This is a genomic window from Caballeronia insecticola (genome assembly GCF_000402035.1).
GTDB classification, from domain to species: domain Bacteria; phylum Pseudomonadota; class Gammaproteobacteria; order Burkholderiales; family Burkholderiaceae; genus Caballeronia; species Caballeronia insecticola.
Map to the genome: position 1 here is coordinate 967202 of NC_021294.1, position 24486 is coordinate 991687.

General features: G+C 62.3%; 27 protein-coding genes. 11 read left to right on the forward strand and 16 right to left on the reverse strand.

The features are described from left to right. Positions 1-62: 62 nt before the first annotated feature. Positions 63-1265, reverse strand: a complete 1203-nt coding sequence (locus BRPE64_RS18610; protein ID WP_044042764.1) for an ammonium transporter — start codon at positions 1263-1265, stop codon at positions 63-65. Positions 1266-1606: 341 nt separating this feature from the next. Between BRPE64_RS18610 and BRPE64_RS18615 the strand changes: the two genes are divergently transcribed. Further along, entirely contained in the window at positions 1607-2257 is a 651-nt protein-coding gene (locus BRPE64_RS18615) for a phosphoribosyltransferase (protein WP_016355062.1), read from the forward strand. On the opposite strand, the gene mdeB is transcribed toward BRPE64_RS18615, so the two are convergent. Continuing rightward, complete coding sequence (gene mdeB, locus BRPE64_RS18620; RefSeq protein ID WP_016355063.1) at positions 2254-4968, reverse strand: alpha-ketoglutarate dehydrogenase; 2715 nt, start codon at positions 4966-4968, stop codon at positions 2254-2256. The two genes, BRPE64_RS18615 and mdeB, sit on opposite strands and share 4 nt — an antisense overlap. Before the next feature lie 141 nt (positions 4969-5109). Between mdeB and BRPE64_RS18625 the strand changes: the two genes are divergently transcribed. The 3 genes from BRPE64_RS18625 to BRPE64_RS18635 all read left to right on the forward strand — a co-directional run bounded on the left by BRPE64_RS18625 (position 5110) and on the right by BRPE64_RS18635 (position 6859). Further along, positions 5110-5640, forward strand: a complete 531-nt coding sequence (locus tag BRPE64_RS18625; protein ID WP_016355064.1) for an Lrp/AsnC family transcriptional regulator — start codon at positions 5110-5112, stop codon at positions 5638-5640. A gap of 158 nt (positions 5641-5798) precedes the next feature. Beyond that, on the forward strand, positions 5799-6611 hold the full coding sequence (locus tag BRPE64_RS18630) for a mechanosensitive ion channel family protein (RefSeq protein ID WP_016355065.1): 813 nt from the start codon (positions 5799-5801) through the stop codon (positions 6609-6611). Positions 6612-6694: 83 nt separating this feature from the next. Further along, positions 6695-6859, forward strand: coding sequence for an FmdB family zinc ribbon protein (locus BRPE64_RS18635; protein ID WP_044042460.1), 165 nt, complete (start codon positions 6695-6697; stop codon positions 6857-6859). A gap of 13 nt (positions 6860-6872) precedes the next feature. On the opposite strand, the gene BRPE64_RS18640 is transcribed toward BRPE64_RS18635, so the two are convergent. From BRPE64_RS18640 to BRPE64_RS18680, 9 genes are all read right to left on the reverse strand, one after another. Beyond that, positions 6873-7775 carry a LysR family transcriptional regulator gene (locus BRPE64_RS18640; protein ID WP_016355067.1) on the reverse strand — a complete coding sequence of 301 codons (903 nt, stop codon included), beginning with the start codon at positions 7773-7775 and terminating at the stop codon, positions 6873-6875. Between the two features lie 184 nt (positions 7776-7959). Further along, entirely contained in the window at positions 7960-8643 is a 684-nt protein-coding gene (locus BRPE64_RS18645; protein WP_016355068.1) for a methyltransferase family protein, read from the reverse strand. 16 nt (positions 8644-8659) lie between these two features. Continuing rightward, entirely contained in the window at positions 8660-9424 is a 765-nt protein-coding gene (locus tag BRPE64_RS18650; RefSeq protein ID WP_044042464.1) for a ParA family protein, read from the reverse strand. A 133-nt stretch (positions 9425-9557) separates the two neighbouring features. Further along, complete coding sequence (locus BRPE64_RS18655; protein ID WP_016355070.1) at positions 9558-10067, reverse strand: hypothetical protein; 510 nt, start codon at positions 10065-10067, stop codon at positions 9558-9560. A gap of 60 nt (positions 10068-10127) precedes the next feature. Next, the gene (locus BRPE64_RS18660; RefSeq protein WP_016355071.1) at positions 10128-11264 is read right to left on the reverse strand and encodes an ABC transporter ATP-binding protein; all 1137 of its coding nucleotides are present in this window, start codon (positions 11262-11264) and stop codon (positions 10128-10130) included. Next, entirely contained in the window at positions 11261-12298 is a 1038-nt protein-coding gene (locus BRPE64_RS18665) for a carbohydrate ABC transporter permease (RefSeq protein WP_016355072.1), read from the reverse strand. Before BRPE64_RS18665 ends, BRPE64_RS18660 begins: the two co-directional genes overlap by 4 nt. Next, complete coding sequence (locus BRPE64_RS18670) at positions 12295-13446, reverse strand: carbohydrate ABC transporter permease (RefSeq protein WP_016355073.1); 1152 nt, start codon at positions 13444-13446, stop codon at positions 12295-12297. Before BRPE64_RS18670 ends, BRPE64_RS18665 begins: the two co-directional genes overlap by 4 nt. 66 nt (positions 13447-13512) lie before the next feature. Then, the gene (locus BRPE64_RS18675) at positions 13513-15021 is read right to left on the reverse strand and encodes an extracellular solute-binding protein (protein ID WP_016355074.1); all 1509 of its coding nucleotides are present in this window, start codon (positions 15019-15021) and stop codon (positions 13513-13515) included. Between the two features lie 53 nt (positions 15022-15074). Continuing rightward, positions 15075-15812, reverse strand: coding sequence for a GntR family transcriptional regulator (locus tag BRPE64_RS18680; RefSeq protein ID WP_016355075.1), 738 nt, complete (start codon positions 15810-15812; stop codon positions 15075-15077). Between the two features lie 130 nt (positions 15813-15942). Between BRPE64_RS18680 and BRPE64_RS18685 the strand changes: the two genes are divergently transcribed. Genes BRPE64_RS18685 through BRPE64_RS18695 form a run of 3 tightly spaced genes read left to right on the forward strand, consistent with a single transcriptional unit; the run spans position 15943 to position 19226 of the window. Beyond that, the gene (locus BRPE64_RS18685; protein WP_044042768.1) at positions 15943-17241 is read left to right on the forward strand and encodes an L-fuconate dehydratase; all 1299 of its coding nucleotides are present in this window, start codon (positions 15943-15945) and stop codon (positions 17239-17241) included. Beyond that, entirely contained in the window at positions 17229-18143 is a 915-nt protein-coding gene (locus BRPE64_RS18690; protein WP_051180466.1) for an ATP adenylyltransferase family protein, read from the forward strand. The genes BRPE64_RS18685 and BRPE64_RS18690 overlap by 13 nt, the downstream gene beginning before the upstream one ends. A 54-nt stretch (positions 18144-18197) precedes the next feature. Beyond that, positions 18198-19226 carry a S1C family serine protease gene (locus BRPE64_RS18695; RefSeq protein ID WP_016355078.1) on the forward strand — a complete coding sequence of 343 codons (1029 nt, stop codon included), beginning with the start codon at positions 18198-18200 and terminating at the stop codon, positions 19224-19226. Positions 19227-19274: 48 nt separating this feature from the next. On the opposite strand, the gene BRPE64_RS18700 is transcribed toward BRPE64_RS18695, so the two are convergent. Next, entirely contained in the window at positions 19275-19577 is a 303-nt protein-coding gene (locus tag BRPE64_RS18700; RefSeq protein WP_016355079.1) for a hypothetical protein, read from the reverse strand. Between the two features lie 300 nt (positions 19578-19877). Between BRPE64_RS18700 and BRPE64_RS33240 the strand changes: the two genes are divergently transcribed. Next, on the forward strand, positions 19878-20051 hold the full coding sequence (locus tag BRPE64_RS33240) for a hypothetical protein (RefSeq protein WP_016355080.1): 174 nt from the start codon (positions 19878-19880) through the stop codon (positions 20049-20051). A 21-nt stretch (positions 20052-20072) separates the two neighbouring features. On the opposite strand, the gene BRPE64_RS18705 is transcribed toward BRPE64_RS33240, so the two are convergent. Then, the gene (locus BRPE64_RS18705; RefSeq protein WP_173405468.1) at positions 20073-20447 is read right to left on the reverse strand and encodes a hypothetical protein; all 375 of its coding nucleotides are present in this window, start codon (positions 20445-20447) and stop codon (positions 20073-20075) included. 256 nt (positions 20448-20703) lie between these two features. Between BRPE64_RS18705 and BRPE64_RS18710 the strand changes: the two genes are divergently transcribed. Continuing rightward, positions 20704-21138, forward strand: a complete 435-nt coding sequence (locus BRPE64_RS18710; RefSeq protein WP_044042466.1) for a hypothetical protein — start codon at positions 20704-20706, stop codon at positions 21136-21138. A gap of 21 nt (positions 21139-21159) precedes the next feature. Here BRPE64_RS18710 and BRPE64_RS18715 read toward each other — a convergent pair whose 3' ends face one another. Continuing rightward, entirely contained in the window at positions 21160-21360 is a 201-nt protein-coding gene (locus BRPE64_RS18715; protein WP_044042467.1) for a hypothetical protein, read from the reverse strand. Between the two features lie 342 nt (positions 21361-21702). Here BRPE64_RS18715 and BRPE64_RS18720 point away from each other — a divergent pair, with 342 nt between their 5' ends. Next, a complete protein-coding gene (locus BRPE64_RS18720) occupies positions 21703-22632 on the forward strand; it encodes a DMT family transporter (RefSeq protein WP_044042468.1) in 930 nt (309 codons plus the stop codon). A gap of 9 nt (positions 22633-22641) precedes the next feature. On the opposite strand, the gene BRPE64_RS18725 is transcribed toward BRPE64_RS18720, so the two are convergent. After that, positions 22642-22857 carry a helix-turn-helix domain-containing protein gene (locus BRPE64_RS18725; protein ID WP_016355085.1) on the reverse strand — a complete coding sequence of 72 codons (216 nt, stop codon included), beginning with the start codon at positions 22855-22857 and terminating at the stop codon, positions 22642-22644. Positions 22858-23481: 624 nt separating this feature from the next. Here BRPE64_RS18725 and BRPE64_RS18730 point away from each other — a divergent pair. Continuing rightward, the gene (locus BRPE64_RS18730; RefSeq protein WP_044042770.1) at positions 23482-24048 is read left to right on the forward strand and encodes a phasin family protein; all 567 of its coding nucleotides are present in this window, start codon (positions 23482-23484) and stop codon (positions 24046-24048) included. 69 nt (positions 24049-24117) lie between these two features. Here the strand turns inward: BRPE64_RS18730 and BRPE64_RS18735 are convergent, their stop codons facing one another. After that, on the reverse strand, positions 24118-24486 hold the full coding sequence (locus BRPE64_RS18735) for a DOPA 4,5-dioxygenase family protein (protein ID WP_016355087.1): 369 nt from the start codon (positions 24484-24486) through the stop codon (positions 24118-24120).

Sequence of the window (24486 nt, forward strand, 5' to 3'; positions counted from 1 at the left end):
GGATCGATAATCGTCGTTCTTTCTTCAGACGTAGCGAAGCGCGTGCCTGCCCCGCCCCGGCGTTACCCTGCCATCTCCCGGTCCGGCGTGGCCGATATGCGATGAATCGCGAGATCCGCGCCATTGAACTCTTCCTCGCGATCGAGCCGCAGTCCCACGGTCAGCTTGATCGCGCCATACACCGCCGCGCCCCCGGCAAGCGCCAGCACGACGGCGCCCGCCGTGCCCAGCCATTGCGACCAGACCGACACGCCGCCGATCCCGCCGAACGCCTTCTGCCCGAACACGCCCGCCGCAATGCCGCCCCACGCGCCGCACATGCCGTGCAAGGGCCACACGCCCAACACGTCGTCGATGCGCCAGCGGTTCTGCGCGCACGTGAACATCTGAACGAACAACACGCCCGCCACCGCGCCGACAATCAACGCGCCAAGCGGATGCATCAGGTCCGAGCCCGCGCATACCGCGACGAGGCCCGCCAGCGGCCCGTTATACGTGAAGCCCGGATCGTTGCGGCCCGCGAACCATGCAGCGAGCGTGCCGCCGACCATCGCCATCAGCGAGTTCACGGCGACGAGTCCGCTGATCTTGTCGATGGTCTGCGCGCTCATCACATTGAAGCCGAACCAGCCGACCGCGAGCACCCACGCGCCCAGCGCGAGAAACGGAATGCTCGATGGCGGATGCGCCGCGATACGCCCGTCCTTGTGATAACGGCCATGACGCGGCCCGAGCAACAGCACGGCGGGCAGCGCGACCCATCCGCCGAACGCATGCACGACGACCGATCCGGCGAAGTCATGAAACGGCGCGCCGAAGGTTTGCGCGAGCCACGCCTGAATGCCGAAGCGCTCGTTCCACGCAACGCCTTCGAGCAGCGGATAAATGAAGCCGACGATCACGGCCGTCGCGAACAGTTGCGGATTGAACTTGGAGCGCTCGGCAATGCCGCCCGATACGATCGCCGGAATGGCCGCCGCGAACGTCAGCAGGAAGAAGAAGCGCACGAGCGCGTAACCGTTGTGCTCGGCGAGGATATCGGCGCTGTGCATGAACTGCACGCCATACGCGATGTTGTAGCCAATGAAGAAGTACGCGAGCGTCGACACCGCGAAGTCGACCAGAATCTTCACGAGCGCGTTCACCTGATTCTCGCGGCGCACGGTGCCGAGTTCGAGGAACGCGAAACCCGCGTGCATGGCGAGCACCATCGCGGCGCCCAGCAGCAGAAAAAGAGTGTTGGTGCCGGATTGGAGTGCCTGCATGTTCGAGCGGTCGAGTCGTAAAAGGCGCACCTTTTTGCAAGTTCCGGGCCAACCTGGCGCATGCGGCATCGAAACGGTGCGGATGTGCGGCTGCAGCAGGAATAACGTGGTGCAACGCTCCCGGAAATCGATCATCGCTACTCGATCCATGTTGGTGCAATGCCCCGAATCGCTGCATCGCGTGCACCGCTTTCGGGCCAAATATTTCATTCTGCAAGCGGTTTGAAGCAACTTCGCAAGCGCATAAGGGCCTGCACCCGCGCGCCATGCGGCGAGTATCCTGAAGAGACTGTCGGCGTGAAGGCGTGAAAGCACAAACGGCAGTTGAAAGGACACGCAACATGGACATGACGTTCGATAACCGAAGGCACGCTGGCCGTCAGCTCGCCCGGCACTTGCTGAACTATGCGAAGCGCGACGACGTCATCGTGCTCGCGCTGCCGCGTGGCGGCGTGCCTGTCGCGTATGAAGTAGCGCGTGCGATCGGCGCGCGTCTCGATGTACTCGTCGTGCGCAAGCTCGGCGTGCCCGTGCAGCCCGAACTGGCGATGGGCGCGATCGCATCGGGCGATACGTTTTTTCTCGATGAGCGCATCGTCGAATATGCGGGCGTTGGCAAAGAAGAACTCGAACGTGTGATCGCCCGCGAGCGCATCGAACTCGCGCGGCGCGAGCAACTCTATCGTGGCGCGCAGCCGCCGCTCGACGTGGAAGGTCGTATCGCGATCATCGTCGATGACGGCATGGCGACCGGTGCAACGATGAAAGCCGCCGCGATGTCGCTGCGTCATGCGCATCCCGCGAAGATCATCGCGGCATTGCCCGTGGCGCCGCTCGAGTCGGATGCGCGCGTGGAAGAGATCGTCGACGAGTTCGTCTGCGTGATGCGGCCGCGCCATTACTTCGGCGTCGGCCAGTTCTATGCCGACTTCGAGCAAACCAGCGACGACGAAGTACGCGCCCTGCTCGACGCCGCGCGCAACAGCGTCTAACGCGTCCAGGGCGCGGCGTGCGGCTCCTGCGCTCGGCCGTATTGCTCGCGCGCCGCCTTCAACATCGTCTTCTCGATGGCACCTTCATCCACGAGCGATTTCAGCGCGGCAATCACGATCGACACGCGATCCACCTCGAAGAATTCGCGCAACGCCTGACGCGTATCGCTGCGGCCGAAGCCGTCCGTGCCGAGCGTAACGTAGCGGCGCGGCACGTAGGCGCGGATCAGTTCCGGCACCGCGCGCACATAGTCCGTCGCGGCGATCACCGGACCGCGCGATGCTTCGAGCGCACGCGTGACGAATGGCGTCGGGGCTTCGTCGTCGCTCAGACGCGCGAGGCGTTCTGCGGCGGCGCCATCGCGATGCAGTTCCGTATAACTCGTCACGCTCCACACGGCGGCGTCGATGTTCCAGTCGTCCTTCAACATCGTGCGAGCGGCGATCGCTTCGTTCAGGATCGCGCCCGAGCCGAGCAACTGCACCTGGGCATCGGCACCGGCTGCGTCGCCGATGCGATAGATGCCGCGCAGGATGCCTTCGCGCGTGATCGCATCGAGTGAACCACCGGGCGCGGATGGCTGCGCGTAGTTCTCGTTGGTCACGGTGACGTAGTAGAACACGTCGTTCTGGCGCACCATCATTTCCTGCATGCCTTCATCGACGATCGCCGCGACTTCATAAGCGAACGCGGGATCGTAAGCGCGGCAGTTCGGAATCGTCGATGCGCTCAGATGACTCGTGCCGTCCTGATGCTGAAGACCTTCGCCGCCGAGCGTCGTGCGCCCCGCCGTCGCGCCGATAAGAAAGCCGCGCGAACGCTGATCCGCCGCGGCGAAAATCAGGTCGCCGATGCGCTGAAAGCCGAACATCGAGTAGTAGATGTAGAACGGCAGCATGGGCAGATCGTGCACGCTGTAAGACGTCGCCGCCGCAATCCACGACGACACCGCGCCCGCCTCCGAGATGCCTTCTTCCAGAATCTGCCCGCGCGTGTCTTCGCGGTAATACAGCATCGAGCCCATGTCCTCCGGCTCGTATAACTGGCCGAGCGGCGAATAGATGCCGACCTGCCTGAAGAGATTCGCCATGCCGAAGGTGCGCGCCTCGTCCGCGACCACGGGGACGACGCGCGGCCCGAGCGTCGCGTCCTTCAGGAGGCTGCCGAGCATGCGCACGAACGCCATCGTCGTGGACATTTCCTTGCCCGATGCGTCGAGCGCGAACTGGCCCCACGACTTGAGCGTTGGCGGCACGATGTTGTTCGATGCCTTCGCGCGACGTCGCGGCAAATAGCCGCCCAATGCCGCGCGACGTTCGTGCAGATAGCGCATTTCGGGTGCATCGCTCGCGGGCTTGTAGAACTTCACTTGCTCGACATCGTCGTCCGACAGCGGCAAGCGAAAGCGATCGCGGAACGCCTTGAGATCGTCAAGGTCGAGCTTCTTCTGCTGATGCGTGGTCATGCGGCCCTGGCCCGCCGTGCCCATGCCGAAGCCTTTCATCGTCTTGGCAAGGATCACCGTCGGCTGCCCTTTGTGGGCGAGCGCCTTCGCGTAGGCCGCGTGCAGCTTGCGGACATCGTGGCCGCCGCGGCGCAAGCGGTCGATGTCTTCATCCGACATATGCGCAACGAGCCCGGCCAACTCCGGATTCTGGCCGAAGAAGCGTTCGCGGTTATAGCGGCCATCGTTGGCCGAGAAGGTCTGGAATTGTCCGTCGACGGTATGTGCAAACGCGCGCAGCAATGCGTTCGTGTGATCGCGCGCGAACAAGCCGTCCCAGTCCGAGCCCCACAGCACTTTGATCACGTTCCAGCCCGCGCCGGTGAATTGCGCTTCGAGCTCATCGACGATGCGTCCATTGCTGCGCACGGGACCATCGAGCCGCTGCAGATTGCAGTTGATGACGAACACGAGATTGTCGAGCTGCTCGCGCGCGGCAAGCGACAGCGCGCCGATCGATTCGGGCTCGTCCATCTCGCCGTCGCCGAAGAAGCCCCACACCTTGCGCCCTTCCGTGCGTTGCAGGTTGCGGTTCTGCAAATAGCGCATGAAACGCGCTTGATAAATCGAGTTGATCGGACCGATGCCCATCGAGCCTGTCGGGAACTGCCAGAAATCGGGCATCAGCCACGGATGCGGATACGAGCACAAACCCGGCCCTTCGATCTCGCGCCGATAGTGACGCAAGTGTTCTTCGTCGAGAAAGCCTTCGAGGAAGGCACGCGCATACACGCCCGGCGACGAATGCGGCTGAAAGTAGACGATATCGCCGCCATGCTCCGCGTCCGCCGCGCGAAAGAAATGATTGAAGCCGACTTCGAACAAATCCGCCGCCGATGCATAACTCGCGATATGGCCGCCGAGTTCGCCGTAAGCGCGATTGGCACGCACGACCATCGCGAGCGCATTCCAGCGCAGCACGGCCGCGAGTTTCTTTTCGATGTCGAGGTTGCCCGGATAAGGCGGCTGCTGCGCCACCGGAATCGTGTTCGCGTAGGGCGTCGCGCGGGCCCGCGCCGATTCCACGCCCACCGAAAGCGCATGCTCCGCGAGCCGGTCGAACAGATACTGCGCGCGCTCGCGGCCAACGTGCGCGACGACCGCATCGAGCGCCTCCAGCCATTCGGCGGTTTCGCCGGGATCGAGGTCCTCGCGTCCTTTGGCTATGGAAAGAAGCTGGGTGGTTCCGCTCGACAAGTCGGTCATGGCGCGACTCCGCTAAGGCTTTAAGGAATAGGTTCAAGCATATCCATGGATGCGCAGAATGTGCGTCTCATTTGGCCACTTGCGCGCTATGCGATAGTGTATTTATTCTTTAAAAACGCCTAAAACCGGAATCTTTAGACTATGACCGCACATGCCAGGCAGCGCCTCGACCGTACCGACATCGGCATCCTGAACCAGTTGCAGCAGAACGCGCGCATCACCAATGCGGAACTGGCGCGCGCGGTCAATCTTTCGCCAACGCCTTGCTTCAATCGCGTTCGCGCGCTAGAGAAGGCCGGGTTGTTCAAGCAGCACGTCACGCTGCTCAATCCTGAAGCGCTTGGCTTAAGCATCAACGTCTTTATTCAGGTCAGTCTGGAAAAGCAGATCAAGGACGCGCTCGCGCGCTTCGAGCAAGCGATCAGCGAGCGCCCTGAAGTCATGGAGTGTTATCTGATGACAGGCGACGCCGATTACTTATTGCGTGTCGTGCTGCCCGATGTCGCCGCGCTCGAACGCTTCATTCTCGAACGTCTGACCAAGATGCCGGGCGTCTCAAACATTCGTTCGAGCTTTGCGCTCAAGCAGGTTCGCTATAAGACCGCACTGCCCTTGCCCGCTTCGGGACTCACGCTTCCGGATCAAAACGCGGATGAAGCGGAATGGACCTAACCGCTAAACCAAGGTGGTCGAATCTTCCGACTAAACGTTAAACACGCGCGTAATTCTTGCGATGATGCAGCGCGTCGCCTATAACACGTCAGGCCACACGGCATGTTTTCCCGTTTTAACGCGTTCCTCCGACGAAGCGCCATTCAAGCGAGAAAGACATGAACCTCGATACCGTACGTGTTTTCATCATGACGCGCGGCGTCGATTTCGGCATCACCGTGATCAGCGCAATCGCGATGTGGGTCATCGGGCGCTGGCTCATCGGTCTCGTCATCGGCGGCATGCGCAAGCTGCTCGGGCGCAATGGCCGCGTCGATCCAACGCTCGCGCATTATCTCGGCTCGATCGTCGGCGTCATTCTCAATCTGTTGCTCGTCCTCGCGATTCTGCAGATCTTTGGCGTGCAGACCACGTCATTTGCCGCGCTACTCGCGGGTCTCGGTCTCGCTATCGGCACTGCGTGGGGCGGCCTGCTCGCGCATTTCGCAGCGGGCGTATTCATGCAGGTGCTGCGGCCCTTCAAGGTCGGCGACTTCGTGACGGCGGGCGGCGTGACCGGCACCGTCACCGAACTCGGCCTGTTCGGCACGACGATCACGACGCCCGACAACGTCGCGGCCATCATCGGCAACAACAAAATCTTCTCCGACATCATCTGGAATTTCAGCTTGCTGCCGCATCGGCGCGTTGAACTGACGGCGAAGATCGCCAATGGGGTCGATCCGCTCGACGCCATCGCGCGGCTCAAGGAAGCCGTCGCGAAGATACCGAACGTGGCGACGGCTCCCGCGCCGGATATCGAAGTGCTCTCTTTCACGCCCGAAGGACCGCTGCTGTGCGTGCGGCCTTATACGAATACAAACGACTACTGGCAAGTCTATTTCGACACCAATCGCGCGATCATCGAAACCTTCAGGCAAGCCGGTTATCCGACGCCGGAAACGCCGGTCGTGCGCCGCGTCGTCAACTGAATTTCCGCGTCGCACGCTGAACTAGAATGGGTAGAGCCGTCGCGTTTCGCGCCGGTCAGACGGTCGCGTCGCGGGAGGATGTCATGCCGACTTATCAATACCGTTGTCAGGATTGCGGCGAGAGCTTCGAGCATGCGGAGCACGTCGCCGAGCATGCGACGGTGCAGCTCAAGTGTCCCAAATGCGGCAGCGAGAAAATCGCGCACGCGCCGGCGCCGTTCGTCGCGAAGACATCGAAGAAAAGTTGAGCGTCCGCGCGCTTCAGGCCGCGCGAAACCTGACCTCGTGCGACGGCAGTCCGCCCAACCGCGATGCAACGTGATCGATGAACGCGCGCAAGCGCGGCGCTTCATGCCGGCTCGGCGGCCACAGGATCTGGAAGGTGCCTTCCGTTCTCATATGCGCGCCGAGCACCGCGCGCAGCAGGCCGCCTTCCGTCGCGCCCTTCGCCACGAAATCCGGCACGCACGCGAGGCCCAGACCCGAGATGCACGCGGCGAGCACGGCCTCCATGTCGTTGAACGAGAGCGCCGCGTGCGGATCGATGGCGAAGCTCTGATCGTCGCGCGTGAAGCACCACGGCGCGGGGCGGCCGCTCGTCGGCGAACGGAAACGGATGCACGCATGACCTTCGAGGTCTTCCGGCGTCGCGGGCTCGCCGTGTCCCGCGAAGTACGCGGGCGAGCCGACCACGACCGGACCATATTGCGCGAGCGGCCGCGCGAGCAATTGCGAATCGGCGAGACGTCCGGTGCGGATCACGGCGTCATAGCCTTCCTGCGTGACATCGACTACGCGATCGCTGAAATCGATATCCAGTTCGATGTCAGGAAAACGCCGCCTGAATTCGGGTACGAGCGGCAGCAAGAGACGGCTGCCGAGCGATGGCGCGCTGATACGCAAGCGTCCGCGTGGCGATGACGTGGAATTGAACAACTCGCTTTCCGCGTCTTCGAGATCGGCGAGCATGCGCTTGCAGCGCGCAAAGAAGCGTGCGCCTTCGTGCGTGAGGCCGATTCGGCGCGTCGTGCGGTTGAGCAGTTGCACGCCGAGCTTCGCTTCGAGCCGCATCACGCTCTTGCCCACCGCCGACGCCGACAAGCCCAGCGCACGCCCCGCCGCCACGAAACTGCCGGTCTCGGCCGCGCGCACGAACGCAACCATGCCGGACAGACTCTCAGTGGTGGGCGATGTCCCGATGGACGTCGGCGCGTGGGAGCCGTGCGAAACGTGAGTCGCCTGGGAAGGAACGGTCGTCATATGCGTGATTCAGCGAGAAAGTGAGGCGCGAGGGTTTGCGCCCTGTCTTCTGCATGAACGTTCGCGACGCGATTTTATTCCCGCCCGATCACCAGATGAGCGGAACAAGCCGGTAACGCACGCGTTGTGCGTACTGAACATAGCCTTCGAGATGCGCGACGAGTTCGCGCTCTTCCATCACCGTGCGCCACACGATTCCCGCGAGCAGCAGCAAGGAAAACGCCAGTCCCCACCACGAACCGAGTACGAGCGCGCTCGCCGGAATCATGATGCAGGCGGCGGCATACAACGGATGACGCACGACCGCATACGGCCCGCTCGATATGACGCGATGCCCGCGCGCCTTCTGTATCTTCACGACGGGCGCGAGAAACGTGTTCTCGAGAAACACGCGCGCCACGAGCCGGAACGACACGGCGACGAGCGCAGACCCCGCGGACGCGAGCCATAGCGGCATGGCGGACCACTGAAAACGCACGGCGTCGAGGCCCATCAGCGCGAGCCATGCGCACCAGAGCACGCCCATCGCGATCAGGAAGACCTTGTCCCATAGCGGTTGATCGGGCTGAAGCGGCGAGCGCATGCGTTCGGCGAGCAGCGCGGGGTCGCGCCGCGCGATGAGCACCGTCACCACGCCGCCGCCGCCGAACATCAACACCATCCAGGCCCAGCCCGCGCCCCATTCGAGCGTGCCTGCCGAGCCGAACAGCAGCAGCCCGAACACCACGAATTCGACGATGAGTGCAACCGCAACTTTCGACGTGACCGACATGACGATACGCGCCGAGTCAGCCGTTCAGTTCCTCGTGCAGCGCCAGATATTCCTGCGCGAGCTTATGACGCGGTTCGAGATAGATCATCGGGCGCGCGTGCTGATGACTCTCGCGAATCTTCACCGACAGCGAAAGATGCGAATTGAGCACGGGCAGATCTTCGCCGCGCAATTCGTCGACGAGTTGCTGCGGCAGACTCGCGCGCGGCTGAAACTGATTGATTACGATGCCTTCCACACTCAGATCCGGATTGTGATCGTGGCGGATTTCCTGCACGTTATCGAGCACGGAGTAAAGCGCGCGGCGCGAGAAGTCGTCGCAATCGAAGGGAATCAAGCAGCGCTCGACCGCGATCAGCGCCGAACGCGTAAAGAAGTTGAGCGCGGGCGGCGTGTCGACATAGACGGCGTCGTAGCCTTTCAGGCCCTTTAAGGCATCGCGCAGCTTATAGATCTTGTAGCGCGATTCGAGCTTGCTTTGCAGCCCTTCGAGACTGGGATGCGAAGGCACGATATCGAGATTTTCGAACGGCGTCGCGTGAATGAAGGTCTCGAACGCGGGCTCGCGAAAACTGTAGCTCAACGCGGATTCGAAGAAGGTCGCGAGATTCGGCTGCGCGTCGCGCGATTCGGCGCCGAGCAGATACTGACTCGCGTTGCCTTGCGGATCGAGGTCGATGACGAGCGTGCGCAGGCCGCGCGAAGCACTGATCGCGGCGAGATTGCAGACGATGGTGGACTTGCCCACCCCACCTTTTTGATTGAAAACTACACGGCGCATCGCGTATTCATCCTCGGTTTGTGAACGGTCGTCTTTTTAACTTTCCGCTTGGGCGACCGTTTGAGTCGATCGCCGCCGGGATGATCTTAGCGCATCAAAATGACACCGCTTTTCAGGCGGGATGAGCACACGCTCACGGAAACGCGGGAATGGTCGGATCGATGCCTTCGACATCGGCTTCAGGATGATGGCTCTTGACCAGCGCCTCGATTTCCTCGACGCGGTCTTTCGGCACATCGACCATCATCAGCAGTTCGCCTTCTTCGATCGCATGTTCGAAGCGCCTCAGACGCGTATTGGGAATGCCGACGCCGATCATCGTCGCGGCCCATGCGCCGAAGCCCATGCTCGCGAGCGTCATGCAGACCACCGCGCCGCCCGCGATCGTCAGGCCCGCGGGCGGGAACGCCATTGCGACGAGGCCGGCAAGCACGCCCGTCACGCCGCCGGCAGCGGTGCCGCGCGCGAGTGCCGGAAGCAAGTCGGTGCGTTGCGCGAGCGTGGCCTGCGGCAAGTCTTCGAGCGGCAAATGAGGCCGTGCGAGCACATGGATGTGCCGCCATTCGATGCGCTTGAGGAGCAGTTCGTCGATGATCCCCTTGGCGCTCGCCACGCTGGGCAGGAGGAAATAGATGCGTCGCATGTCGCACCTCCGTATCGGACCTTGATCAATCCAATATAGACGACGCGGATTGCTCCGATCTTACGGAAGTCCGACGGCCTGGCGAATTCGCGCGCCGCTGGCATCGAAGAAATAGATGCGCTCGCGATTTACATGCACGCCCGCCGCGCCGCCTATCTCACCCGCAAATGTATTCGGCACCTTGACGACGACTTGCTGCGCGCCCACGTTCAGCGTCACAAGCGAATGATCGCCGATGAGTTCCACCGAATAGATGCGGCCCTGCACTTCGCCATCATCCGCGGCCACGACCGCGCATTCCTCCGGCCGCACGCCGAGCGTCGCCGCGCCTTCGTGACGTACCGGCGCGGCAAGCGACAAGCCCGGCGCATCGAAGCGGCCTGCTGCAAGCGTGCCGCGCAGAAAGTTCATCGGCGGCGAACCAATGAAGCCCGCGACGAACAGATTCGCCGGATCGGTATAGATGCGCGCAGGCGTATCGAGTTGCTGCAACGCGCCCTTGTCGAGCACAGCGACGCGATGCGCAAGCGTCATCGCTTCGATCTGATCGTGCGTCACATAGATCGTCGTGATGCCGAGCTCGTGCTGCATATGCTTGAGTTCCGCGCGCATGTGGCCGCGCAGCTTGGCATCGAGGTTGGAGAGCGGCTCGTCCATCAGAAACGCAGCGGGACGGCGCACGATCGCGCGTGCGAGCGCAACACGCTGACGCTGCCCGCCCGACAACTGGCGCGGCAACCGCGCGAGCAGCGGTTCGAGTTGCACGCTTGCGGCCACTTCGCGCACGGCGGCGTCGATCTCCGCCTTCGGGCGCTTTCTCACGATAAGCGGATACGCGATGTTCTCGAACACCGTCTTGTGCGGATAGAGCGCGTACGACTGAAACACCATCGCCACGTCGCGGTCGCGCGGCAAGTGATGCGTGACATCGGTATCGCCGACGAACACCGCGCCTTCCGTCGCCGATTCGAGACCCGCGACAATGCGCAGCGCGGTCGTCTTACCGCAGCCCGATTCGCCGAGCAGCACGAGGAATTCGCCCGCCTGCACATCGAGCGAAAGATCGTGCAGCACGCGCGTCTCGCCGAAGGTCTTGCCGACGTTGCGCAAGGACACGCTCTTCGACTGCCGCGCCGCCGCGATCTTCGTCAGGCGTGCGTCGTCGACGCGCACTGTCTCGCTATCCATGACCGTCATCCTTTCACGGCTCCCACGAGAATGCCCCGCACGATGAAGCGTTGCAGCGTGAGCGTGAGCAACATCACCGGCAGGATCATGATCAAAATCAGCACCGACATGTTCCACCATTGCGGACCGCGCGTCGCGTTCTGCGCGGCGACGAGCAGCGGCATGGTCTGCGCATTCGCGGTCGTGAGAAAGAGCGCGAACAGGTATTCGTTCCACGCAAGAATCAGCACGAGCAGCGACGTTGCGACGAGACCGGGCGCCACCAGCGGCAGCACGATGCCGAACAGAATCGCAAAGCGCGTCGCGCCGTCGATCTGCGCGCTCTCTTCGATCTCGCGCGGCACGCCATCGAAGAAATCGAACATCAGCCATACGACGATCGGCAGATTCGCCGTTGCATACGTGATGATGAGCGCGAGATGCGTGTCGAGCAGTCCCACGCTCTTGAACGTGAGATAGATCGGAATGACCGTGACGACCGGCGGCAGAATGCGCTGCGATATCACCCAGAAAAGGATGTCGTCGTTGTTCATGTGTTTGCGGGCACGTCGCACGATCGGGCGCAGCAGCAGAAAGAACAACGCAAACGCCACGGCCAGCGCGATGCGCAGATCGACGTGTCCCCATCCGACCGCCGCGACCAGCAACGCGATCAACACCACGCTCAAGGCCACTGCCGCAACCGGCGGCCGATACTGGATGCGTGCGAGCGCATACGCGGCCATCGAACCGAGAAAGACCGCGGCCGCCGTGCCGCACGACGCAACAATCAGCGAGTTCATATACGGACGAAACGTGTCCGGCCCGAGATCGACGAAGATGTAATGCCACGCATCGAGATGCGGCGTGAAGTCGACGAACGGAATATAGAACGGACCCGACGCGACATCGACAGGCAACTTGAACGACGTAATCGCCATCCAGTAAAGCGGAAACAGCACGACGAGCGACCAGAAGCCGAGCAGCAAATACGCGATCGCCTTGCCGCCGGCCGGCAGCTCATCCACGCGCGCGGGGACGAACCAGCGTTTCAATGCGCTCATCGTTGATCTCCGCGCGCGCGCCGCACGACGAACTGGAAGAACGAGACGCAGGTGATCGTCGAGACGAAGAACAGCATGTACGCCACCGCCGACGCGCCGCCGAGATTCAACGTGCGCCATTCGATGAACGCGTGCAGCGTCATCGATTCGGTCGCGATGCCGGGGCCTCCGTTCGTCAGCACGTTCGGCAAGTCGACGATCTTGAACGCTTCGATGAGCCGGATCAGCACGGCGCTCGCGGCGACGGGCGCAATCGACGGCCACGTGACATCGCGGAACACGCGCCACGCCGATGCGCCGTCCAGTTGCGCCGCTTCGATCTGTTCGCGCGAGGTGCCTTCGAGCGCCGCGAGCATCACGAGAAACATGAACGGCACCCATTGCCATGTATCGCCGATCACGACGACCAGTCGCGCAAGCCACGGGTCCGCCGCCCACGCGATCTGACCCAGACCGAGCCACGACCATAGCGGCGCGAGCGGGCCGATCGACGTATCGGCCATCATGCGGAACATGTAGGCAATGCCGACGGGCGTCACCATCAGCGGCAAGAAGAACAGCAAGCGGAAGAAGCGGCCGCCGTTGAGCGGCAGCGTGCACAGATAAGCGAGCCCAAGGCCGATGCCGAATTGCAGCGCGACGCCGAGCACGACATAGAAGATCGTGACCATCAGACTGCCGAGCGCGCCGCCGTGACCGAGCGTGTTCGCGCCGAGCCATACGAGCGCCAAGAACATGGCGGCGGAAATCAGGCGGCCGAACGCGCCGATGATCGAGCGCCGCTCGCTCCGCGCATAGCGATAAAACCAGACGAGCACGGCCAGCACCGCGATCGAGATAGTTGCAAAGCTAACTATTCCCGGTGCGCGGAAGACACCGGTGAAATGGTACTGCTGGCTGCCGGAAAAGAGCCGCACGTAATTGCGCAGTCCCGTGAACGTCAGGTGATATCCGCCCTCGCCCAGCTCGAAGCGCGTCAGCGAAAGATAGGCGGACGTCACGAGCGGAAAGATCGAAAACGCGAGAATCAGCAGCACGGTCGGCAGCACGAACACATACGGCGCCTGCTTGTCGAGCCAGTTGGCCAGATGCGCGCGCGAGCCTGGTTCGTTCGCGCCCACGGACGATGCATGCGACGGCGTAGTCATCTTCTCTCCCGTGCGAGGCGGGCGCGGCCAGAGCAGCATAGGGACCGCACTCGCCTCGTCTGCATGTCACTTCGCGCCGATCGACGCCTTGTAGGCGCGCAACTGGCCGTCCTTGCCGAGGTCGTCGGTGATCTCGCTCCAGCCGCTGTCGATGGCTTTCATGGTCGCATCCGCATCCAGTTCGCCTGCGACGAAGCGCGCGACCGCCGTATCGAGCACGACCTGCTCATAACGCTGATTCTGCGGAATACGCAAATCGATGATCATGTTCGGGCTTTGCAGGCTCTGCTGGATCGCGCCGAGATACGACTTCGCGGCCGTGTCGCTCATGCCCGCTTTCTTCCATGCGGACATGTCCGTGAATTGCGAGCGCCGGTACGGATTGAAACCGGACGCGCCGATCGTCACATCCACGTTAGACTGCGCGGGCTGGCTCATGAACGACAGGAACGCATAGGCCGCGTCTTTCACCTTCGGCTTGGCCTTCGCGTTGATGCCGCCCGACCAGCCGCCGAATGCGGCGAACGGTGCGTGATTCACGCCGTCGATGGCATACGGGCACGTGTTCTTGTCGCACGGTACGAGCTTGCCCGAGTCCCGGTCGAGGACCTTGCGCGATCCGGGAAGGATCACCGCGCCGACTTTGTCGATGACCTTCGACTGCTTCGGATCGATGGCGAGCACGCCCACGTCCCCCCAGTCGAGCGTCAGCGCGCAATGGCCCGAGATGAACGCGCTGCGCGTATCGCCGACATCGAGATTGATTTCGTTGGGCGGCCCGTACGTGGTCGATTCCTTGTAGATGCGCAACGCTTCCTTGAAGCCGCCGTTATTCACGAGCGACTTGAAATTGCGCGGATCGAAGAACGCGCCCTGCGCCGTGCCCTTCGATTGCAGATAGCCGCCCGCAATCGAAATGATGGCCCAGTACGCCTGCGCGTTGCGCTTCTTCGAAATGCAGGAGCCGGCCACCGGTTTGCCGTCGCCGCCGAACACCTTGCCGTTGGCGGCTTTCGCGATGTCGAGATAATCGTCCCAGGTTTTCGGCGGCTGCTTGCCGAGTTGCTGCAGGATATCGGTGCGGTAATAGACCATCTGAAAGTCGCCGTCGAGCGCGACGAGATAGGTCTTGCCGTTATATTTCTGCGAGAAGTCGACGAAGAACGGCATCACATCGTCTTCCTTCAAGGCCGTGTCTTTCGCCACGCGCTGCGTCAGGTCTTCGAGGAACACGCCTTTGGTGTAATCGACCATCCATTGCGGCGCGAACACGGCGGCATCGACGGAATTCGTGCCCGAGGCCCAGTCGGTCAACAGCTTCTGATACAGATCGGAGAACGGCACCGTCAGCACGTTGATCTTCGCGCCCGTGAGTTTCTCGAACTCCGGCGCGCGGCGTTGCAGCGGCTCGGCGATTTGCGGACCCACGAAGGTCATCACGTTGACGGTCACGCCTTTGAAATCTTCAGCAGCCGTTGCATGAGTCGCCGTGAACCACGCACCTGCGAGCGCGGCGCCGACAGCGAGTTGCTTCCATAGCCGCCTTTGCGGCAGCTTCGTTTTGAAGAGCTTCATGTGTGTCTCCTCCATTGCGGTTGACCCCGCGTGGGTCGCGTCTTTCTGGTTGTCTACTCCCTGAACAGGTCCGGTCTTTCAGTGGAAAAGCGCCGCAGTTCGGCGACGACTTCATCGAGGTGATCGTGCATCGCGCGCGCGGCAGCTTCACCATTGCGCGCGCGAATGGCCTGCGCGATGCGCGCATGTTCCGCGAGCGTGTGTGCATGCCGTTCGGGACTCGCCATGAGACGGCGCGCACGATCGAGCGCATTGCGCGATGCCGCGACGATCTCTTTTACGCGCGGCAGATTGATCGCGTTCAGCAGCAACTCATGAAACGCGAGATCGAGCAGATGAAACTCGCGGCGCAAACCTTGCTGCACTGCATCGCGTTCGCGTTCGAGATTGGCATCGAGTGCATCGAGCGTGGCAGAGTCGCATGAAGCAGCAAGCGCGCGCACGGTCTCCACTTCGAGCGCGCTGCGTATGAACAAATGCTGGCGTATATCGTGCATAACGATCGGCATGACGCGCGTGCCGCGTTGCGGCAACACTTCGACAAGCCCTGCCGCCGCGAGCTTCGCAAGCGCAGAGGACACCGGAAAACGCGACACGCCCATGCGCTCGCATACCGCGAGTTTGTCGATCATCATGCCGGGCTCCATCGCAAGATTGACGATGGCCGCGCGCAAAGCCTCCTCGACCGCATCGGTCAGGCTGCCGCGCTCGGAGCCCTGCACGCGGGGCAATGCGCGATAAGGGTCGGCGGCAAGACGATTTTCGTTGGTCGATGTGCTCACGCCGCCCATGATTTCGCACTAACATGCTAGCAGGCTAGGAGGCGAAACTCGCGTTGTCAATGTCGATCGACCCGTTGTATTGCGGCCTCCGTATAAACCCTTTTCCATGCCGTCACGCCACTCATCCGAGGAGATGAACATGCCCAGCATCACGAAGCTCTCCGTGCGCGATATCCGCTTTCCCACTTCGCGCTCGCTCGACGGCTCCGACGCGATGAACGCCGCGCCCGACTATTCGGCAGCGTACGTGGTACTCGAAACCGATACGCCCGGCCTGGCGGGTCACGGCCTCACTTTCACGATCGGGCGCGGCACGGAAGTCGTGGTCGCGGCGGTCGAGGCGCTCGCGCCGCTCGTCGTTGGCAAGAAGATCGAGGACATCGCGGCGAATATGGGCGGCTTCTGGCGCGCGTTCACATCCGACAGTCAACTGCGCTGGATCGGTCCGGAGAAAGGCGTCATCCATCTCGCGACGGCGGCTGTCGTCAACGCGGTGTGGGATCTGTGGGCGAAGCTCGAAAAGAAGCCCGTGTGGAAACTGCTCGTCGACATGAGTCCGGAAGAACTGGTGCGCTGTCTCGACTTCCGTTATGTGACCGACGCCATCACGCCATCCGAGGCCGTTGCTTTGCTCACGCGTCTGCAAGGCACGCGCGGCGAACGCGAGAAGGAAATGCTCGCGAACGGCTTTCCCGGCTACACGACATCGGCGGGCTGGCTCGGCTACGACGACGACAAGATCCGCCGTCTTGCGCGCGAAGGCGTTGCAGCGGGCTGGACGCATTTCAAGCAGAAGGTGGGCGGCAATCTCGAAGAAGATATCCGGCGCGCGCGCATTCTGCGCGAGGAGATCGGCCCCGAGCGCAAACTCATGATGGACGCGAATCAGGTCTGGGAAGTCGATGAAGCGATCGCGAACATGCGCCGTCTCGCCGAGTTCGATCCGTGGTGGATCGAAGAACCGACGAGCCCCGACGACGTGCTCGGTCACGCCGCCATCCGCAAGCGTCTCGCGCCGTTGATCGGCGTTGCCACCGGCGAGCACTGCCAGAACCGCGTCATCTTCAAGCAACTGCTGCAAGCCGAAGCAATCGACTTCTGTCAGATCGACAGTTGCCGTCTCGGCGGCCTCAACGAAGTGCTGATCGTTTTGCTGATGGCCGCGAAGTTCGGCGTGCCGGTCTGTCCGCACGCGGGCGGCGTCGGCTTGTGCGAATACGTGCAGCATATTTCGCTGTTCGATTACATCTGCGTGTCGGGGTCGCTCGATAACCGCGTGCTCGAATACGTCGATCATCTTCACGAGCATTTTCTCGATCCGGTCGTCATCAGGAATGGCCGCTATATGCCGCCGCAAGCGTCCGGCTACAGCATCGAAATGCATGCTGCATCGCTCGAACGTTTCGAATTCGGCAAGGGCGAAGCATGGCGCACATGAATTGCCCTGCGTGGCGAGAGGTCGTGACGCAAACGGAACGCGCGCTCGCATGCGGCGCGCTGCGTTCTTTCGAAACGGTGCAGCGCGTGATCGAAGATAGCGGCGTGCGCTTTCTCGTGCGGCAGGCGGCCAATCTCGCACGCAAAGAGGAAGCGTCGAAGCTCGCTGCAAAAACCACGGCGGATGCGGCGAGCACATGGCGCGATCCGTTCTCGCCGTGCGAGGAGTCGTTGCGTGTCGGCGATATCGGCGAACGGCACTTCCTGTTGCTCAACAAGTTCAACGTGCTCGCGCATCATCTGCTCGTCGTGACAACAGACTTCGAACCGCAGGAGTCGCTCATCAACGCGGACGATTTCGCCGCGCTGTTCGCCTGCCTCGATCGTTTCGAAGGACTCGGCTTCTACAACGGCGGCGAGGTCGCCGGATCGAGCCAGCCGCACAAGCATCTGCAGATCGTGCCGCTGCCGCTCGACGCCGATGCATCGCCTGCGCTGCCGATCGAGCCGTGCATCGAAGCGGCGCGCACGAGCGGCGTGTTTCGCGCGCCGCAGCTCGCGTTCACGCATGCAGCGGCATGGCTCGACCGCGATGACCGCGATCACCGCGATCACCGCGATAACGACGCGAAGAACGCGCACGCAACTTATCTGCAGTTGCTGAACGCGATCGGCATCGAGCCGCTCGATGTCGCGGGCGTTGCGCATCAGAGCGCGCCTTACAACCTGCTCGTCACGCGCCGCTGGATGCTCGCGGTGCCGCGACGTGTGTCGCATGTCGAGGGCGTCGCCGTGAATGCGCTCGGCTTCGCGGGTTCGCTCTTCGTGCGCGACGACGTGCAACGCGGCATCGTCGAATCTCGCGGGCCGATGAAACTACTTGCAGATGCAACTATCTCTTGAAATCGGCGCGGGCGGCCCGCATGTCGGCTTCCAGACATCTGGAGTCACACTCACATGGGAAGCCGGCCTCAATTCATCGACGATCTTGCGCGCGTCGCGCAGGACGCCGCGCCCTCCGCCTCACTCGACGATACCGCGCTGCTCGACGCCTATTCGCGCACGGTCATCGGCGCGCTCGAACGCGTGCAGCAGGCGGTGGTTTTCATTTCAGTCGAGCGCCAGCTCGCCGATCAACACGGCGCGCGCCGCAATGTCGGCGGCACGGGCTCGGGTTTCATCTTCACGCCCGACGGCTATCTGCTGACGAATAGCCACGTCGTGCATGGCGCAACGCATATCGTCGTGACGCTCGCCGACGGCACGCGTTTCGATGCCGATCTCGTCGGCGACGATCCCGCGAGCGATCTCGCGGTGCTGCGCATCGGTTCGCCGGAGCCGCTGCCGCACGTCGAACTGGGCGATTCGGGCAGCCTGCGCGTCGGGCAGATCGCAATCGCGGTCGGCAATCCGCTCGGGCTTGCGCAAACCGTCACCACAGGCGTCGTGTCCGCGCTTGGCCGCTCTTTGCGCTCAACGTCGGGCCGCATGATCTACGACGTGATTCAGACCGATGCCGCGCTCAATCCCGGCAACTCGGGCGGCCCGCTCATCAATTCGGCGGGACACGTGATCGGCGTCAACACGGCGATCATCGCGGGCGCGCAGGCAATCTCGTTCGCCACCGCCATCGACACGGCCAAGTGGGTCATCATGCAGATCTTCGCGTACGGGCGCGTGCGGCGCGCGTATATCGGCGTAGCGGGCACGACCACGCCGATATCGCGGCGCGTGCAGCGCTTCTTCGGACTCGCGTCGGCGAGCGGCGTGCATGTGATGGAGATCGTGAAAGGCAGCCCCGCCGCGACGGGCGGGCTCGCGGTGGGCGATCGGATCGTCTCGGTGGATGGCGTGGCCATCGACAGCGTGGATGGCCTGCAACGCACGCTGGATGCATCGCGCATCGATCGGCCGGTGCAAGTCGCGGTGCTGCGCGGCGCGCAGAAGCTCGATATCGAAGTGACGCCCGTCGAACAGGCAGCGTGACGTCGCCGCGGCGCGTGTCGATCATCGGCACGCGCCGCGAACGACACCTCACGCCGTTTCGTTTCGTTTTCTGCTGCCGGTCTCCTGCATCGTTTCTCCCGAAGGCCCCGTGATTCGTTTAGCGTGATCGAAGGCATCGGTCAGACGCTCGCGCAGCGCGGCGGCATCGCGCCGCAGCGGCTCGTTCGTCGATGCATCGATCAAAGCATCGATGCGTCGTCGCCAATATTCCGGCCGCATGACGGCGTGACGCGCCGGCACGCGGCCTTCGCCCGTCGCGACGCGCGCAAGCTCGGCGATCATCCGCCCGATATGTGCGAGTTCTTCCTGCGCGTGTTGATTGGCGCTCACGGCTTGGTCTCCTCTCACCCGCCCGGCAATCCGGTGCGGATTCCTTTCTACTAAACGACAAAGCCGTAAGGTTTATTCCATCGTCGCAAGGTCACTTCGATGTGCGGCGGCGCACGCCCGCGCGCACTCAGGCCCGCGCATTGCGCTATTGGAAAGCGTCCTGGCGGCTATGTGCGCTATCAGCCAGTGGCGGCGCGGCCGCTGCGGCTTAATGCGAAGCAGAAGGCAGCGCGCACGCACGGGTCGCCCCGTCGAACGATCCTGCCCTGTCGGGGGAAGGTCCTTAGAAAAAGGATTGCCATGAACACGAACAAGAAAGACAAGACGGCAACACGCCGCCAGGCGTTCCGTTGCAGCGGCCAGCAACTCGATGCCATCCTGCGTTTCGCCGAAGAGCGCAAACTCGATCAGCAACCGCTGCATCTGGTGGTCGCCGAATTCTGGCGATATCAGGCGCACGCAAAAGCAGCCTGAGGATTTCCGCGCAAGTCGACGCTATTGGCCCGACAGCACGCGCTCCTTGAGCACCCAGATTGCCGTGGGCACGGCGTAGTAACCGCTGACGTTGCCGGTGACGAGCTTGCCCGTCAACTGGATGCGGGCGTTCTCCGTTGGCGTAGCGTCGATGATCTGCACCGCCGATACCGTCGATTGCTGTCGCGCGCCTTGTCCCGTGCCCGCGCTCAGCACGCAGACCGGGCCCGATAGCGTCAACACCCACGCCGGTTTCGTGGCCGCGTCCGCCTCGTGCGGCGCCTGTCGCGTGGCCGTGCCTTCGAGCGTGACGACATCGCCATCGCTATAGCACGGCGCCGCCGTCGCAGAGCCCGCCGCCAACATCAACATGAAAGCGCACGCTTTTGTCGTCATTCGAACCTCGCCGAGTGGCGGCGCTTCACGCGCGGATTGGAAGAGAAGCTAAGTCACTTTAGGTGATTGGCGTTGGGGTCGCAACCCGGTGATGCACGATCCGCTTCGAGTCAGGCCTTTCAGCACCGTCATGCGGGAACGTGCGTTGCTGCAGTTCATCTGAAGATTAAAAAAGCGCGGAGAGCCGGACAAACACCGCGTATTCAGCCATCAGTTGCACGGTTCGCGATGCATGGGCGAACCAGGGAGGGCGACGATGAACCAGGTCATAGTGGGCGTATTCAGCTCGTATCGGGATGGACACGAGGCACTGCGGGCGTTACAGCTTGCGGGCTTGCGGCGTGACGATGCGCATCTGTACCGGGCGGGACGCGGCGAAGTCGATATCGATGCGCTGCTGCCGCCCGTTCACGACGAAGACGATGCCGAATATGCCGCGCATGGCGAGCATCAGGGCGTGATTGCGCGCAACCGCTTCACGCCGAGCGAACCGCTACGGGAACCTTCGCCCGCAACAGACGTAGCCGACAACGACGCCACGCCGCAGCGAACCTTGCTCGTCATCCGCATGACCGATGACATCAAGCCCGGTGCCGTCGGTGACATGCTGCACGAGCACGGCGCAATCGCGGTGAAGGACGCGAGCGGCCATTGGCGCTTCTCGCCGTTCAGGAATCCGTCGCGAATCTGAACGCGCGTGCGCTGCCGATCTTCAATGCATGTCGGAACGCGAGCGGGTTGTGGCAGCGGACGTTCCGGCGCACTCGTCGTCGTCCTGAGTTTCGTCGCCCGCTTCCTCATTGGACAGATCGCGCGCGGCCTGCGCCGCTGCGGCGGCGCGCAAGCGCCGACAATGTGCCGAATGCCGGAGCGTGGCGAGCATACGCACGACTTCGCGTGTCCTCGTTCTCATCGTCGCCTCCTTCGAAGCAGTTGAGAAACTACTTTAAGTGTAGGCGGCGAAGTGCCGATGGCAAAGCTTTGCGATGAAACAATCGCGGTCTGAGTGCACGCACACGCGCAACGACGCCGAATTCCGCCCACGCCAATTTGGACGAACCGTCTAGTTCATTTTAATGGAAGTGACCTGAGCACAACACGATTGCAAAGAACTTTACTACTGCCTTGCCATCGTTTTCCGATGTCGGGAGAATTGAAGCAGCGGCATAAAAAGCCGCCTCTTAACCCTATCGTCAGTTATGCGCGTCATGAACGGACGCGTGGCCGTCGTCGGCGGCGAACCCACGGAAACACGATGGCAACCCTAGAGGGCAAGACGGGCTACCGAATTGGTACCGATAACACCGGCGCTGGCATCGCCATCATGATCCTGACGACGGCCACCTTCGCCGCGAGCGATTCGACGGTCAAGGTGATCGGCGCGGCGGTTCCCCTGCTGGCGCTGCTCTGGGTGCGCTACCTGTTTCAGATGATCGTGCTGGGCGTGTGGCAAGCGCGGCGCGGCGCGTTCGGGCTATTCCGCACGGACAGCGTGAAGTTGCAGATCGTGCGCGCGGTGTTGCTGCTCACGAATTCGGCCTGCACGTTTGCAGGCCTGCGGCATTTGCCACTGCCGGTGACTACGTCGCTTGCCATGCTCGGGCCGCTCATTTCCACGCTGCTCGCAGCACTCGTGCTGAAAGACGACGTCCCGCGCAGCAAATGGGCGATGGTCGTGCTCGGATTCATCGGCATGCTGCTCGTCGTGCGTCCGGGCGGCAGTCAGTTCAGCTGGACGGTTATCTATCCGATCGCGGCGGCGACCACATTTGCATGCTTCCAGGTCGTATCGAGCCACCTTTCACGCGTCGACGACGCGATCACCACCAACTTCCTGACCGCGCTCGTCGCGACAATCGTTCTGTGCGTGCTCGTTTGGATGGATCAGGCTGAAACCCTGCCGGCGATCGCGAGCGTGAAGGCGACGAGCTGGCTGCTCGTCGCGTTCATGGCGACCATGGCGACGGGCGGTCAACTGCTCATGCTCCAGGCGTTGCGGCGCGCGCCGCTCGCCTTGCTCACGCCCTTCTCGTACGGACAGCTCGCGTTCGCATCGCTGTTTAGCTGGCTGCTGTTCGGGCAGGCGCCGGACACCTGGATGGCGATCGGCATGTGTGTGATCGCCGCGAGCGGCATCGGCACGGTGCTGCTGCATGGGCGTCAGGCGCCGACTACGCAGGCCTGAGCGCGAGCCTCAGTTGACGGTCGCCGCGTGCTGCGCCTGACCTGTGCAGAGCCAGTGCACGTCGAGGTCGAGCACTTTCGCGATGCGGTTGAATGCCGCGAGCGGCGGAACCGTGATGCCGCGTCGCCAGAACTGTACGTCGTGCTCGCTCACGTCGAGCCAGCCGGCGGCTTTTGCGGAACTGACATTGGCTTTTTGCAAAGCGCGGTCGAGTCGTGCGGCCATTGCGCGCCGCAAAGCGTTGTCTTCGTGACTACGTTCAAGGTGTCCGATGGTTTGGGAATGTCGCCCCATTTTCTTCAATTCTCTCGATTTATATTTATGCCGTTCAGCGCCGGCTAATTCGCGCGAAGTGGATCGTACGCATTCACGATGACGGGGCAGTGACAGAAAATACCAATGAACGGTGACCCCGTATTACCAGCCTCAACGCGTGTTGCAGTGCGAGATTCTTCCAATTAGCGCATCAATGCGTCAAGTGGGGAAACAACGCATTCCGTAAGATTCGGCTTAGGGGTTTACGCGCAAACGCTCGCTTGTTAAGCGACAGAATGCAAAAATGAACGGTCGTTCGTCCTTTACCCTGTGATCATTATTACATCAGGTGAAATATTGCTCTCAATACATCGCGCGCCGACGATTATGTGATGTGTGATCAAACTGCTAATGCCTTAATAAGCCTGCTTATTTATTGACTTCACACCGTTATTTTGGCGACTTGGCTGCATGGTTTAAAGTCAAGCGGGGAAAACGTAATTGACACTCCACGCGCTTCCTCTAAAATAAGTCGTTCGCTGCACTGCACAAATCCAACGTGTATTCAATTGGCAACTTCAAATGGAGTCGAGCATGAGCAGTCTTGCGCCGGAAAATGTAATTGCTTCGCAAAAGGCGGGCGTCGACACGACCTTCAGTCTCGCCACACAAACTGTGTCGAGCTTCGAGAAACTGGTCGATCTCAACGTGCGCACGGCCCGGACGGCGCTTGACGAGCATCAGGCGCTCGTCGCCAAATCGCTGTCGGTGCGCGATCCGCAGGAATTCTTCGCGCTTCAGAACCAGCACGTGCAGAGCAGCGCGCAACGCGTGCAGGCGTATTGGACGAACGTTTATGAGATCGTCGCGGGCGTGCGCGGCGGCTATCTCGAAGCGGCGCAGGATCAGATCGAGAAATCGCAGCGCAATGTGCAGGCGTTCGTCAACAGCGTCGCGAGCAGCGCGCCGGTGGGCAGCGAAGCCGTGGTGAGCGCGTGGAAAACCGCCATCGACGCCGCAACGGAATCCGCCAACTCGGCGTACGAAGCTGCGAAGAAGGCCGCGCGTCAGGTGGTCGAAGCCGCGCAAAACGACGCCACCGTCGCGAGCACCACGGCCGTGCGCGCTGCGTCGCCGAAAACGGCAAGCACCAAGAAGTAAGGTCGCGCGTGTCGTATAGAAAAAGGCGGACTGGCTCCGCCTTTTTTGTGCGCCGGTCGAACCGACGCTTCAGCCGCCCAGCGTCTTGAGCGACAGCTCATACGAGCGGCCGATCCACACCGCCGAATCGCGATGATCGCGCAATGCGTCGCCGGTGTTCGGGTGCATGAAGACATCGAGCGCGCCGTGATTGAGCGTCAGCCATTCGAGCATTGGCGCGAGCAGTTCGCTGCCGAACCCTAGTTGAAACGACCACAGCGGATGCGGCCCGACCGGCCGTTCGTGAAAGCGGCCCAGCCGCAGAGCGCCGCTTTGCAGCAGGTCTGCGAAACGATGCTCGATCACCATGCGCAGATGCCAGGCGGCGTCGCGGCTTTCGACATCGAAATAGACGTGGGCGTGCCAGTCGGTGATCGTGCGAGTGTGCTTGGCGTCCAT